Source organism: Exiguobacterium sp. SH5S4 (assembly GCF_004337045.1).
Classification (GTDB): Bacteria; Bacillota; Bacilli; order Exiguobacteriales; family Exiguobacteriaceae; genus Exiguobacterium; species Exiguobacterium aurantiacum_A.
In genome coordinates this window covers 49219-63004 of sequence record NZ_SJUQ01000002.1, presented here as the reverse complement: position 1 = coordinate 63004, position 13786 = coordinate 49219, and the positions used below count along the sequence as shown (strand labels likewise).

Below are 13786 nucleotides of genomic sequence, written 5' to 3'. Positions count from 1 at the left end.
ATGCGGTCTCCCTTTACTTAAAGTTAGGGGTGGACTTTCTTGGAATATGTAATTGAAATGCTCAATATTCGCAAAGAGTTCGGAACGTTCGTAGCCAACGACAACATCACCCTCCAACTTCGCAAAGGCGAGATTCATGCGCTGCTCGGCGAGAACGGTGCCGGGAAATCAACGCTTATGAACGTCTTGTTCGGTCTCTACCAACCAGAAGGTGGAGAGATTCGAGTGCGCGGGGAGAAAGTGAATATTGAAAATCCGAACATCGCCAACGAACTTGGAATCGGCATGGTACACCAACACTTCATGCTCGTCGAGAAGTTCACGGTGACCGAGAACATCATCCTCGGGTCTGAACCGAGAAGTGGATTGACAGTCGACCGGGCGACGGCTCGTAAAAAAGTAATGGACATCTCGGAGCAATACGGTCTTCGCATCGATCCTGATGCCAAAATCGAAGATATTTCGGTCGGGATGCAACAGCGTGTCGAAATTTTGAAAACGCTCTACCGCGGGGCTGAAATCTTGATTTTTGATGAGCCAACCGCTGTTTTGACGCCGCAAGAAATCCAAGAACTCATTCAAATCATGAAGCGTCTCATTGAAGAAGGCAAATCGATCATCTTGATCACGCATAAATTAAAAGAAATCATGCAAGTCGCCGACCGTTGTACGGTCATTCGTCGCGGACGCTATATCGGTACCGTCGAAGTCGACGAGACCGTGAATGAAGATAGCTTAGCCGAGATGATGGTCGGGCGTGAAGTAAACTTTGATGCGGAATATTCCAAGGCAGATCCACAGCAAGTCGTGCTCGACGTTCAACAGCTCGTCGTCAAAGACAGCCGCGGACTGAAAGTCGTCGAAGGCTTGGATTTACAAATTCGTTCTGGGGAGATTCTCGGTATCGCCGGGATTGACGGGAACGGTCAGACTGAATTAATTGAAGCGCTTTCAGGTCTGAAAAAGCCTGAAGCAGGTAAAATCTTATTGAACGGGAAAGACGTGACCGGCTTCACGCCGCGTAAAGTGACAGAGTCCGGTGTCGGGCACATCCCGCAAGACCGTCACAAGCACGGACTCGTCCTCGACTACTCGATCCGTGACAATATGGTGCTCCAAACGTACTATAAAGAGCCGTTCTCAAAGCGTGGCTTGATGAACTATAAAGCCGTCGCTGAGAAAGCGAAAGCGTTGATTGAGAAGTTTGACGTCCGAACTCCATCAATCGACGTGCCGGCCCGCGCGTTATCTGGCGGTAACCAACAAAAAGCGATCATCGCCCGAGAGGTCGACCGGTCACCAGACTTGTTGATCGCCGCGCAACCGACGCGGGGGCTCGATGTCGGTGCCATCGAATTCATTCACGAGCAACTCATTAAAGAACGGGAGAAAGGACGCGCCGTCCTGCTCATCTCGTTCGAGCTTGAAGAAATCCTTCACGTCTCCGACCGGATCGCCGTTTTATACGAAGGAAAGATCGTCGGAATTCGCGACCCGAAAGAAACGACCGAGCAAGAGCTTGGCTTCTTGATGGCCGGCGGTAAGAGAGGGGAAGAAACAGTATGAACAAGCTACAATTTAATCGACTTCTTATCCCGCTTTTGTCGATCTTGATGGGACTACTTGTCGGTGCGATCGTCATGCTCATCGGTGGTTACAACCCGGTCCAAGGGTTCTCATCACTGTTCAGCGGCATGGTCGGCAGCCCGTATGCGATCGGTGAGACGCTCCGTGCGGCAGCACCGCTCATTTTCTCAGGTTTGGCCGTCGCGTTCGCTTTCCGGACCGGACTGTTCAACATCGGTGTCGAAGGTCAAGTCTTGATCGGGTGGGTGGCAGCGGTTTATGTCGGGATCAATTTTGACTTACCGATGTTCATTCACTTGCCGCTCGCGCTTCTCGCGGCCATGTTCGCGGCAGCGCTATGGGCGTTCGTGCCTGGTTTCTTGAAAGCCAAGTTCCACGTCCATGAAGTTATCACGTCAATCATGATGAACTATATCGCCCTCTACACGACGAACGCGATTTTGCGTGGCGTCATCGGTGTGACGAACGAACGGACCGATGATATTAAAGACTCGGCCTCGCTCGCCTCGCCGTTGCTGCAAGAATTGACGACGTTCTCGCGTCTGCACTGGGGTATTCTCATCGCCGTGCTCGCAGCGATCGTCTACTACTACATCTTGCAACGGACAACGCTCGGGTATGAGCTTCGTGCCGTCGGATTTAACAAACACGCCTCGCAGTATGCGGGGATGAGCGTTAACCGGAACATCATTCTCTCGTTCGTCATCTCTGGAATGTTCGCCGGACTTGCCGGCGCGATGGAAGGTCTCGGGACGTTCAACGGAATGACGCTCAGCGCGTCGTTCACCGGCGTCGGATTCGACGGGATCGCTGTCGCCCTGCTCGGTGCGAACACGGCGGTCGGTGTCTTCCTGGCAGCCATCTTGTTCGCCGGTCTCAACATCGGCGGACTTGCGATGCAACTCGGGGCCAACATCCCGTCTGAACTCGTCAAAGTCATCATTGCCGCCATCGTCATCTTCGTGGCGTCAGGGTATGCTTTAAACTATGTGATTGAAAAACTTAAAGGAAACCGTAAGAAAGGAGTGGAGAAAAAATGAGCTTCTTAGAAGTACTCTACATCGTCGTTCCGGTTGCGTTAGCCTATGCGACTCCACTCATCATCGCGGCGCTCGGCGGCATTTTCAGTGAACGTTCGGGTGTCGTCAACATCGCTCTAGAAGGCATCATGGTCATCGGTGCGGCGACGGGGATCATCGTCACGCTCACACTGACCGATATGGGATTTGGCGGGCTCAGCCCGTGGCTCTCACTGTTGATCGCCATGGTCGTCGGCGCGCTGTTCTCGCTGTTCTTGGCCGTTCCTGCCATCCTCTGGCGGGCTGACCAAACCGTTCTCGGTGTCGCGATCAACATGCTCGCCGTCGGGCTCGCCATCTTCGTCGTTCGGGTTCTTTACAATAAAGGACAGACCGATTTCATCGAGTATCGGATCGCCAAAGAGAACGTGCCGATTCTGTCAGACATCCCGGTGCTCCGCATGTTCTTCATCAACGTCCAATACACGTCGTTCATCGCGATCATCCTCGCGTTCGTCGTCTGGTTCGTCATCTTTAAGACGCCGTTCGGTCTTCGTCTTCGTTCAGTCGGTGAACATCCGATGGCGGCGGACACGATGGGAATCAACGTCACGAAGATGCGCTTCATGGGCGTCATGCTCTCAGGTGCGTTCGGTGGTTTGGCTGGTGCGGTCTATGCCGTCACGGTTACGACCAACTTCAGTGGGACGACGATCGTCGGACAAGGCTTCCTCGCCATTGCTGCGATGATCTTCGGAAAATGGAACCCGCTCGGTGCCCTGGGCGCTGGTCTATTCTTCGGGTTCGCCCAAGCGCTATCGATCATCGGCAGTAACTTGCCGGTCATCAATAACGTACCGCAAGTATTGCTCTTGATCGCGCCGTACGCGTTGACGATCCTCGCCCTAGCAGGTGTCGTCGGACGAGCGGACGCTCCGAGATCAGTTGGTATCCCGTATATTAAAGGGAAGCGCTGACGAGGGAAAGGACATATGTCTCGTTTTGCCAAGGTTGTTTGACGCTTAAGTCAAACAACCTTTTTTGTTATACTGGTGTAGAGGTGAGACAATTGAAACAATGGTGGCAACTACTGCTCGTTCTCGTGCTGAGCGTTTCGTTAGCCGGTTGCTCGGTCGATGACTGGTTCGCCGAGCAAATCGAGCCGCCGGAATCGCTCGTCGAACTCGAGTCGGATTACCCGGCAGCGGACGTCGGGACAAAAGTTAAAGCGCCGATCGGCAAGACGGAGACGGTCACGTTAGACCGCGTCATCGATGGCGATACGCTTAAAGTCGAGTTTGAGAGCGGTGCGACCGAGTCGGTTCGACTCCTGCTCGTCGACACGCCTGAGACGAGTCATCCGACGTTGCCGGTCCAACCGTTCGGTGAGGACGCGAAGGCGTTCGTCGCGCGTTGGTTACCGGAAGGTGAGACGATCGTCCTCGAGTACGACGTCGGGCGCTACGACCGCTATCAGCGGACGCTCGCTTACGTATGGTATGATGATGCGATGCTCAATGAAGAGCTGCTGCGTCGCGGTCTCGCACGCGTCGCGTACGTTTACGCCCCGAACACCCAGCACATCGATGCGTTCCGCGATGTCGAACGCGCTGCCCGGCGCGAGCTGCTCGGCATTTGGAGCATCGAGGACTACGTGACCGGCAACGGTTTCGACCATGGAGCGGCGCGACCGGCGAAACCTCGACCGGAGCCGAGCGAAGCGTGTGACATTAAAGGGAACATTAATCGGGACGGCGAGAAAATTTATCACGTGCCGGGCGGTGCGAGCTATGAACGCACGAACCCGGAGGAAATGTTCTGTACGGAAGGAGAGGCCGAGGCGGCCGGGTTTAGAAGAGCGGCCCGTTAAAAAAAGACATGTGTGTCAACTTGACACACATGTCTCTCTTATTCGTATTTGAGTGCGTCGCCATCGAACGATTCATCAGCGACTTTGATTGAGTCGGTCGGACATCCTTCGAACGCGTCCATCAAATCTTCCGACAGTTCGTCAGGTACTTCGACTGTGCCTGTGTTGTCGTCCATCAAGTTGAAGGCGAGACCTTCGTCATCATAGTCGAAGATGTCGGGAGCAGCTGCTCCACAAGCACCACATGCGATACATGTATCTTTGTCAACGATAGTAAATTTTGCCATTTGTAACCCTCCAAACATTTCGTCTCTCTGCATAGAAATGACTTTCTACTGACTATGAGTAATTGTAGTCTACATACCCTAATATTTCAATGAGGAAACGAATAACGTTTTGGAGGGATAGTGATAATGAGAGAGGGTGGAAGGATGGTTCATTTAGCCGACGGAGTGTTGCTCCTATCGATTCAACGCTTAAAAGGGGAGCGCAGCGAACGTAGCCTGTTTCACGTTTTAAACGGAAAACGTTCGGCGACGACGCTCCAAGATGCTTTTTTTTATGACCTTGAACCGATTTTCGGACTGTTCCCTTATACGAAATATGATTATGAGAAGCTGTTAGTCTCGTTTGAGAAAAGAGGCTGGCTCAATCGGGCGACGTTCACGTTAACCGAAGCCGGAAGTATGCTCGCTAGTCCGGACGCGGTCAGCCAGTTGTTTGACCGGCTCGGTGGCGAGTACCGGGACTATACGACGATGACATGGAAACGTCTCAGTTTATTTATCCAGACGTTCATGTCACTCGAACACGAGCGCACGTTTTATCCGGTTCAAGCCGATCGGATGGCCGAGCGGTGGGTCAAGCAAATCGTGCGAACGGAACGAGAGTGGAAAGAACTGATCGCCTCGTTTCATCAAGAACTCGAAACAGCGCTTGAAACGGTCGGTGATCCATATGCGACGGCAGTCGTCTATCGTTTCACCGGGGCGTTCGAGACGGGATACACGTATGAACAGATCGCGACGCTCCTTGACGTCGATGCTCGGACGGCACGGCTTTATTTCTTGGCCGGATGGAACGCGCTGTTACGGACTGTGCCGCGAGATGCTAAAATACTAGGGTTTGCCCACGGATTGTCGGATGAGCGGATGACGTTATCGGCGCGTGAATCGTTCGATTTGTTTTCGGCCGGTCGCACGTTCGCGCAAGTACAATCGATCAGGCGCCTGCGCACGAGCACGATCGAAGACCACGTCGTCGAGATGGCGATGTATTTGGACGACTTCCCGCTCGATCAATTCGTGCCAGCCGACGCGATTGCCGAAGTCGAACGGTTACGGGAAGAAGACAGCTGGGCGCTAAAGCCGATCTTCGAGAAAACCGACAATCTCAGTTACTTCCAAATTCGGTTAGTGTTCGCGAGATTGAAACGAGGTGAGACATTTGTATGAAAAAACGTTGAAGCGTGTGTTCGGTCACGAGACGTTTCGTCCCGGACAGCGTGACGTCATCGAAGCGGTCGCCGAAGGGCAGGACGTGTTGGCGATCATGCCGACGGGTGCCGGGAAATCATTGACGTTCCAACTCCCGTCGTATTTAAAGAATGAAGGCTTGACGATTATCGTCTCACCGCTCTTGTCGTTGATCGAAGACCAAATGCTCCATATTCGGGAGCGCGGCGAGCGTGGCGTGGCGAGACTGACGTCGATGGAGACGTTAGAAGAGAAGCAAGACATACTGAATCATTTGAAGCGCTATCGGTTCTTATACCTATCTCCCGAACAGCTCGCTGTGCCGCACGTGACCCGGGCGCTCGCAAGGACTCCGATTCAAATGCTCGTCATCGATGAAGCGCACTGTATCTCGCAATGGGGTCACGAATTCAGGCCGGAATACGCACGGCTCGGGGAGCTCCGTAAACAACTCGGAAGCCCGCAATGCATGGCCGTCACGGCGACGGCCCCGGAAAACGTGAAACGGGATATTATCGAGAAATTAGCTTTATTCTCGCCGTCCCAGTTCGTCCATTCGGCCAATCGACCTGAGATCCGTCTCATCGTCGAACGGCTCGAGACGGAACAAAAGATGCCGCGACTGATCGAACTCGTTCGAGAAATGCCGACACCGGCCGTCATCTATACGGCGACACGACGGGAAGCTGAAGCGCTCGCGCTTCAACTCGATGACGCCTTGTTTTATCATGGCGGGATGTCGACCGAGGATCGGCGCCTCGTTCAATCGCAATTTTTACGCGATGAAGTTGCGATCATGGTATGTACGAGTGCGTTCGGGATGGGCGTCAACAAAGATAACGTGCGCTCTGTCATCCATTTCCAACTGCCGGCGACGCTCGAGGCGTACATGCAAGAAATCGGCCGGGCCGGCCGGGACGGCGAACCGGCGTTTGCCGTCTTACTGTATGCCGAAGGGGATGAACGGATCCAACAGTTTTTAATCGATCAACAGTACCCGAAAGATAAAGACATCCGCGTGGCTTATCTAGAACGGGACAACGGAACGAGCTTGTCGCAATTACCGCGGCTGTTGAAGATGAACGAGGAAGATCCGGTATGGGGCTTGCTAAACCAAATGCTCGCCGAACGCACGCTTGCCGATGCGGTCGATTGGGTAAAAGAGAGAAAGCGGGCCCGGTACCGCCAGCTCGGCCAAATGATTGACTACGCGCTCATCAAGAAGTGCCGGCGCGATTACTTGCTGAATTACTTTTCGGAGCAACCGGTCAAACAAGCCGATTGCTGTGACGTCTGTGGTGAGATTTCATTCCCGCCGTCGGTTCAAGTTGTGTCTAAAAATGTGACAGATTGGAAACATCGGTTGGCGCGCATCTTTTCCTTTGATTGATATCATAGTAAAATGATAAAAAAGGTAAAGGAGGGCACACGTTGCGACATCGAAACCAAGCAGATTCTCTTCGTGAAAAAGTCGTGGACACGTTGCCGTCTCGGTCGGAACGGCAAGAGCACGAGCGGAAAGAAAAATTAAATGATAATTGGTTGAAACGACCGCTGGCTATGATGCTGACTTTGACGATGTTTGCGATTATCCTCGCATTTTTATATATAGGACGTCATACATTATTTTTCTGATGATACGGTGGAGACACCGTATTTTTTATTTTGTTTCAACATGTTCGCGAGGTTTACTTGAATTGGAAGAGTCTCACCTGTTTCTCACAGATTTGCACAATAAAACAGGTAAAGCTGAAATGATGGGTCTATACTGAAAGGGAAGAACCTGTAGGAGAGGAGGACTGCTATGCCGAAGTACTCCATCAAGACGGTCGCGTCATTGACCGGTGTGAACCCGACGACGATTCGGGCTTGGGAGCGTCGTTATCAGTTTATCGAGCCGAGCCGGACCGATTCAGGTCACCGATTGTATTCCGACCAAGACGTCGAAAAAATCAAATGGGTCGTTGAAAAACAACGCGAAGGATTGACCGTCTCGCAAGCGATTCAGCAACTTCATGAGGCACCGAAGCCAAAGCCTGCTCGTCTCTACGACGAAGAATTGAAGGATGGATTAATGGACGCGCTGCTCAAATTTGATGAACGGAAAGCGCACGATTTGATTAATCGTGCCTTCAACACGTTCAGTTTTGAAAAAGTGACGAAAGATATCATTAGCCCTTTGCTGATGGATATCGGCACACGCTGGGAAAATGGGACGATCACGATCGCGCACGAACACTTTGCGACGTCCTTTTTCCGAGCCCGCTTGTCGACGTTGTCTCTTCAAATGCCGATGAATCCATTTTTGCCCCGGATCATTTGCGTCTGCGCCCCGGGTGAGATGCATGAAATCGGCCTTTTGTTCGTGACACTCTATTTAAGACAATACGGCTTTGACGTCATTTTCCTCGGAGCGGGGTTCCCGAAAGAGGATTTGAGCACAGCGCTCCATGATATCGATGCGAAATGTTTAATCTTTTCATGTACGTTAACTGAGCACATTGCCAATCTTCAAGAAGCGATGCGTTACATTCAAGCAGAGCATCCGGACCTCGTCATCGGTGCGGGGGGATACGCCGTCAGTCAACAAGCGTCGCAATTTGAAGGAGCGTTTCTTGGAGATACGCCCGAAGCTTGGAACGAGTGGTTGTCAACCATTTGACAGGTCGACAAAACGGGAGTAGCTTATTAAGTAGAATGATTTTTCTTTGGAGGTTTTCGTTTGAGATTTGAAAAACAGACAAAAGAACATTTGAGGGTATACTTGACTGCGAGCGACTTATCGATTCGAGGGATCGCCATCGATACGATTGTCGGAGAGAGCGGTCAAGAACTATGGCGGGAATTGCTTGAAACGGCCGAGGCCGAATATGGGTTCATGCCGCAAGGTGCTGTCGACTTGAATGTGACGATGTTTCCACGCGATGGACTCGTCATCGATGTTCAAAAAGTCGATGCGGTCGTCGCGGAGTCGGATCAAGAACAAGTCGAGATTCGGTTGACGATCGATGTGATCCATCATTTGATTTATCAGTTTGACGATATTGAAGACGTGATCAATGCGTCGATTCGCGCGTTTCCGCATATGCAAGATACCGACCAAGGTGGGGCACTCTATCATTATGACGGCCGCTACTACTTACATTTTGTGGAAGTTCTCAAACCGCAAGTCGAGGAGCGGCTCGCCGCCATCCTGTCTGAATATGGCAAAACGACGACCGTCAGCCCGTATCTCATGATGGAGTACGGGAAGACCATCCAAACTGAACAAGCAGTGAAACAGCTGTACGATACGTTCGCGTAAGTACGGCTTTTTTACTATTCTGTTTCTATTGTTTTCAGCTGACACATGGTATGATAAAACTTGAATTTTTGAGAAGTTAGCTGAAGGAGAGATATAATGAAAGTCGCTGTTTTATATGGTGGAGTATCGGGTGAGCGTGAAGTGTCGCTTACGAGTGGTAAAGGTATGATCGAAGCGTTAGAGACACGGGGTCATGAAGTCGTGGCCATCGATTTTCACCCGGATCGGGCTGAAGAGTTATTGACGCTTCAAGCAGACGTCGTCGTCAGTGCCCTGCACGGCAAGTATGGAGAAGACGGTCGCGTCCAGTCGCTCCTCGAGATGGCGCAGCTCCCTTATACAGGGTCGGGCGTCTTGGCTTCGGCTCTCGCGATGGACAAGGCACGCGCGAAAATCATTTTCGCCGCTTCAGGTATTCGTGTCGCCCGTGACGTCCTCGTCCAAGCAGGGGATGACCTCGATTTGAAAGTGGCTGAATGGGGCGGCGAGTTTCCTTGTGTCGTCAAACCGGCGCAAGAGGGATCTTCGAACGGACTGACGATTGCGACCGACGAGTCGATGCTACGCGCGGGCATCGATAAGGCGTTCCAATGTGATACGGCCGTGTTGGTCGAACAGTACATCAAAGGTCGTGAGCTGACCGTTCCGGTACTCGGCAACCGTGGGAACGAGCACGCCCTCCCGGTCATCGAGATCATCCCGAAGAATGAATTTTACGACTACGAGTCTAAGTATTCGGAAGGCGGGTCAATTCACGTCTGTCCGGCGGAATTGCCGGAGGCGTTGACGAAAGAAGTGCAAGCGGCCGCGATTGAGGCGCACCGTGCCCTTGGCTGCAGCGGCTATTCACGCTCTGACTTCTTAGTGTCGGAGCAAGGATTGGCCTACATCCTCGAGACGAACACGCTCCCGGGGATGACGCCGCTCAGTCTGTTCCCGGACAGTGCGAACGTCGCCGGTATTTCTTACGGTGAATTGCTAGAGCGTTTCATCGCGCTCGCCTTAGAGAAATAAGAAGGGATTCCCCTTCTCTGCTTTTTGGAAAACGCTTTCATTATTTTTGTAAAACCCTTTCAAAATGCTTGCTTATCGGCTATACTTTTAAACGAATACGAGGTTGATTCTTGGGGGAGAATTGACAATTTAGGGGAGGAAACCTTCATGATTACGGATCAAGAAAAAGGTCATCAAAAACGAAAAAACATCCTTGAATCGACACAGGAAGTTGTCCACGAGGCGCTCGAGAAACTCGGTTATCCAGAAGAGATGTACGAGCTGTTGAAAGAGCCGCTTCGGATGTTGACCGTGCGTATCCCTGTCCGCATGGACGACGGTTCGACGAAGATCTTCACTGGCTATCGGGCGCAACATAACGATGCCGTCGGCCCGACGAAAGGTGGGATTCGCTTCCACCCGAGCGTGACGGAAGTAGAAGTCAAGGCGCTGTCGATATGGATGAGCTTGAAGGCTGGGATCGTCGATCTTCCTTACGGTGGCGGTAAAGGGGGCATCGTTTGCGATCCGCGTGAGATGAGTTTCCGTGAAATCGAACGGTTGAGCCGCGGCTACGTCCGGGCGATCAGCCAAATCGTAGGTCCGACCAAAGATATCCCGGCGCCTGATGTGTTTACGAACTCGCAGATCATGGCATGGATGATGGATGAGTACAGCCGTATCGATGAATTCAACTCACCGGGCTTCATCACCGGTAAGCCGCTCGTACTCGGTGGTTCACACGGTCGCGAGACGGCGACGGCAAAAGGTGTCGCCATCATGATCCGGGAGGCAGCGCTTCGCCGGGGGATCGAGTTGAAAGGCGCGCGCGTCGTCGTCCAAGGATTTGGTAACGCCGGCAGCTTCTTATCGAAGTTCATGCACGATGTGGGAGCGAAAGTCATCGCTGTAAGTGACGCATATGGCGCGATCCATGATGAGAACGGACTCGACATCCCATACTTGCTCGATCGACGCGACTCGTTCGGGACGATCTCGACACTGTTCAAGAACACGATTTCGAACAAAGAGATGCTCGAGCTCGACTGTGATATTTTAGTCCCGGCCGCAATCGAGAACCAGATCACTGAAGATAACGCCGATAACATCAAAGCGTCGATCATCGTCGAGGCGGCGAACGGACCGACGACGAACGAAGCGACGCGTATTTTGACAGAACGCGGCATCTTGCTCGTCCCTGACGTTCTCGCTTCAAGCGGCGGCGTGACAGTCTCTTACTTCGAATGGGTCCAAAACAACCAAGGCTACTATTGGACGGAAGAAGAAGTCGAAACGAAGCTTGAAAAAGTGCTCGTCCATTCGTTCAATACGGTATACAACACGTCATCAGCCCGGAAAGTCGACATGCGTCTCGCTGCCTATATGGTCGGTGTCCGTAAAATGGCGGAGGCCTCGCGCTTCCGTGGCTGGGTATGATAGCGACTTGCCGATGAACATCGCAAAATGAGGAAGGGCCCGGCTGCGGGTCCTTCCTCATTTTAGTTGAACAAGTTTATGACGATGTCACACCGATACGCTCCCGAAGCGCTTCGGCGATCGCTTGGCCGTGGAAACGGCCGTTTTCGATGAAGATTTTGTTGGCATCGTTTCCGGCCGCGACGACGCCGGCGATGAACAGGTTATCGACGTTCGTCTCATACGTCGCCTCGTCAAACTGCGGGACGCCGGTCTCGTCGTCGACGAGCACACCGGCTGCCGAGAACAGCCCGTGGTCAGGCAAGTAACCGGTCATGGCGAGGACGTGGTCCGTTGCGACCCGTTTCTCTTCGCCGTGTTGTCGATAGACGACATGGTCCTGTTCGATGCGAATGATTTCGGCCTCGAGCTCAAGACGTACTTTTTCATGACGAACGAGGGAGTCGAAAGCGGGTAGTACCCACGGTTTGACCGATGGGCTATAGCCGTCACCGCGGTAGAGCACCGTGACGTATGCCCCGGCTTTCTCGAGTTCGATGGCCGCATCGACCGCCGAGTTCTTTCCGCCGATGACGGTGACGTGTTGCCGATAAAACGGATGTGCTTCTTTGAAATAATGGGTCACGTGCGGGAGTTCTTCTCCCGGGACGTCTAACTTGCGGGGTCGTCCGTAATACCCGGTCGCGAGAACGACGAAGTCGGCAAGGCGTTCTGTGACGCCGTGGCGGTCGTGACGGGACCGGACGATGAATTTGTCGGCACGACGGTCGACCGATTCGACCGTCTCGAACGGTTTGACGACAAGCCCGGTCCGGCTCACGACTTCACGATAATAGACGAGCGCGTCTTGGCGATGTGGTTTTAAGTCTTTACAGATGAATGGGATGTCCCCGATTTCAAGCAAAGTGGCTGATGAGAAAAACGTCTGATGGGTCGGATAGCGGTAAATCGCATCGACGATGTTGCCTCGTTCGATGATTGTGCACGAGATACCGACCCGTTCTAATTCGATTGCCGCCGACAGGCCGCACGGGCCGGCACCGACAATGATCGCGTGTTTGTCCAATGAAATCACCTCATCCCTCATTGTATGGAACGAAGGCTGAGATGGCAAGTCACTGCTGGAAGCTGAAGCTGTGTTCCATGACCGGTTGCGACGAGCCTGATTCGAGCTCGACGAGAAGACGGAGCCGTGCTTTTTGCGAATTGAGACCGTTCGAGAAGATGATACCCATCTCTTTCAGTTGTTTACCGCCGCCCTCATACCCGTACACGTCTTGAACGATACCGTTAAAACAGCGGCTGACGATGACGACCGGGATGTGGTCGACGAGTCGTTCGAGTGCCGGGACGATTGACGGTGGAACGTTTCCTTGACCGAGCACTTCGAGGACGAGCCCGTCGTAGCCGAGGTCGAGCACGGCTTCTAGCAAGTCGGGTTCCATGCCGGCGACAACTTTCAACACGGCGACCCGTTTCGTGATCGCTGGAATCATCTTCGGCTGTCTCGTTGTCGGTTGGCTGTAGATGAGGACGTGGTCCTTCGTCACCATCCCGACGTTTCCGAAGTGGACCGATTTGAACGTGTCGACGGAAGAGGTGTGCGTCTTCGTGACGTTGAACGCCGAGTGGATCTCGCCGTTGAAGACGACGAGCACCCCTTTGCCCCGTGCGGCTTCGCTCCTTGCGACCCGGAGCGCCGTTATAAGATTGAACTCGCCGTCCGATCCGATCTCGTTCGACGAGCGCATCGCTCCCGTCAAGACGATCGGCACGGGGGCACCGAGCGTGATCTGCAGGAAGTACGCCGTCTCCTCGAGCGTGTCAGTCCCGTGGGTGATGACGACGCCGTCGTACGTGTCTTGCGTCAACTGCTGCGCGATGAACTGGGCGAGCTCGAGCATCTTCTCGGGCGTCATATGAGGAGACGGAATGTTTGAGAAGTGCTTCGTCGTAATTTTTGCGATGTCGGTCGCTTTCGGCAACGTCGCGTCAATCGGATTGACCTCACTTGGTGAGACGTGGCCCGAACCGGTCTGCGACATCGCGATCGTGCCGCCGGTATGGATGAGTAATAGATGATTCATAGTCGACCTCCAAC

Annotated in this window: 14 protein-coding genes; 11 read left to right on the top strand and 3 right to left on the bottom strand. The window is 53.0% G+C overall.

The features are described from left to right. Positions 1-39: 39 nt before the first annotated feature. The 4 genes from EVJ32_RS01540 to EVJ32_RS01525 all read left to right on the top strand — a co-directional run bounded on the left by EVJ32_RS01540 (position 40) and on the right by EVJ32_RS01525 (position 4476). The gene (locus EVJ32_RS01540) at positions 40-1566 is read left to right on the top strand and encodes an ABC transporter ATP-binding protein (RefSeq protein ID WP_131456156.1); all 1527 of its coding nucleotides are present in this window, start codon (positions 40-42) and stop codon (positions 1564-1566) included. Further along, entirely contained in the window at positions 1563-2627 is a 1065-nt protein-coding gene (locus tag EVJ32_RS01535) for an ABC transporter permease (RefSeq protein ID WP_131456154.1), read from the top strand. Before EVJ32_RS01540 ends, EVJ32_RS01535 begins: the two co-directional genes overlap by 4 nt. Then, positions 2624-3583, top strand: a complete 960-nt coding sequence (locus EVJ32_RS01530; protein ID WP_070327452.1) for an ABC transporter permease — start codon at positions 2624-2626, stop codon at positions 3581-3583. Before EVJ32_RS01535 ends, EVJ32_RS01530 begins: the two co-directional genes overlap by 4 nt. An 83-nt stretch (positions 3584-3666) precedes the next feature. Further along, a complete protein-coding gene (locus tag EVJ32_RS01525) occupies positions 3667-4476 on the top strand; it encodes a thermonuclease family protein (protein ID WP_131456152.1) in 810 nt (269 codons plus the stop codon). Positions 4477-4514: 38 nt separating this feature from the next. Here the strand turns inward: EVJ32_RS01525 and EVJ32_RS01520 are convergent, their stop codons facing one another. Then, a complete protein-coding gene (locus tag EVJ32_RS01520) occupies positions 4515-4763 on the bottom strand; it encodes a ferredoxin (RefSeq protein WP_016510114.1) in 249 nt (82 codons plus the stop codon). A gap of 144 nt (positions 4764-4907) precedes the next feature. Here EVJ32_RS01520 and EVJ32_RS01515 point away from each other — a divergent pair, with 144 nt between their 5' ends. The 7 genes from EVJ32_RS01515 to EVJ32_RS01485 all read left to right on the top strand — a co-directional run bounded on the left by EVJ32_RS01515 (position 4908) and on the right by EVJ32_RS01485 (position 11685). Beyond that, positions 4908-5930: a YpbB family protein gene (locus EVJ32_RS01515; RefSeq protein WP_070327450.1), complete on the top strand. Its 1023-nt coding sequence runs from the start codon at positions 4908-4910 to the stop codon at positions 5928-5930. Beyond that, complete coding sequence (locus EVJ32_RS01510) at positions 5914-7341, top strand: RecQ family ATP-dependent DNA helicase (RefSeq protein ID WP_131456150.1); 1428 nt, start codon at positions 5914-5916, stop codon at positions 7339-7341. Before EVJ32_RS01515 ends, EVJ32_RS01510 begins: the two co-directional genes overlap by 17 nt. A 41-nt stretch (positions 7342-7382) precedes the next feature. Continuing rightward, positions 7383-7586: a hypothetical protein gene (locus EVJ32_RS01505; RefSeq protein ID WP_070327448.1), complete on the top strand. Its 204-nt coding sequence runs from the start codon at positions 7383-7385 to the stop codon at positions 7584-7586. A gap of 169 nt (positions 7587-7755) precedes the next feature. Further along, positions 7756-8613: a MerR family transcriptional regulator gene (locus EVJ32_RS01500; protein ID WP_131456148.1), complete on the top strand. Its 858-nt coding sequence runs from the start codon at positions 7756-7758 to the stop codon at positions 8611-8613. 60 nt (positions 8614-8673) lie between these two features. Continuing rightward, positions 8674-9255 (top strand): adaptor protein MecA, encoded by a 582-nt coding sequence (locus EVJ32_RS01495; RefSeq protein ID WP_071399645.1) that lies wholly within the window; start codon positions 8674-8676, stop codon positions 9253-9255. Positions 9256-9351: 96 nt separating this feature from the next. Next, positions 9352-10269, top strand: a complete 918-nt coding sequence (locus EVJ32_RS01490; protein ID WP_131456146.1) for a D-alanine--D-alanine ligase — start codon at positions 9352-9354, stop codon at positions 10267-10269. 147 nt (positions 10270-10416) lie between these two features. Further along, positions 10417-11685, top strand: a complete 1269-nt coding sequence (locus EVJ32_RS01485; protein ID WP_131456144.1) for a Glu/Leu/Phe/Val family dehydrogenase — start codon at positions 10417-10419, stop codon at positions 11683-11685. A gap of 76 nt (positions 11686-11761) precedes the next feature. Here the strand turns inward: EVJ32_RS01485 and EVJ32_RS01480 are convergent, their stop codons facing one another. Together EVJ32_RS01480 and EVJ32_RS01475 are read right to left on the bottom strand one after the other, a co-directional pair. Beyond that, the gene (locus EVJ32_RS01480; RefSeq protein ID WP_131456327.1) at positions 11762-12772 is read right to left on the bottom strand and encodes a YpdA family putative bacillithiol disulfide reductase; all 1011 of its coding nucleotides are present in this window, start codon (positions 12770-12772) and stop codon (positions 11762-11764) included. Between the two features lie 28 nt (positions 12773-12800). After that, positions 12801-13772, bottom strand: a complete 972-nt coding sequence (locus EVJ32_RS01475) for an asparaginase (RefSeq protein WP_070327442.1) — start codon at positions 13770-13772, stop codon at positions 12801-12803. Between the last annotated feature and the right edge of the window lie 14 nt (positions 13773-13786).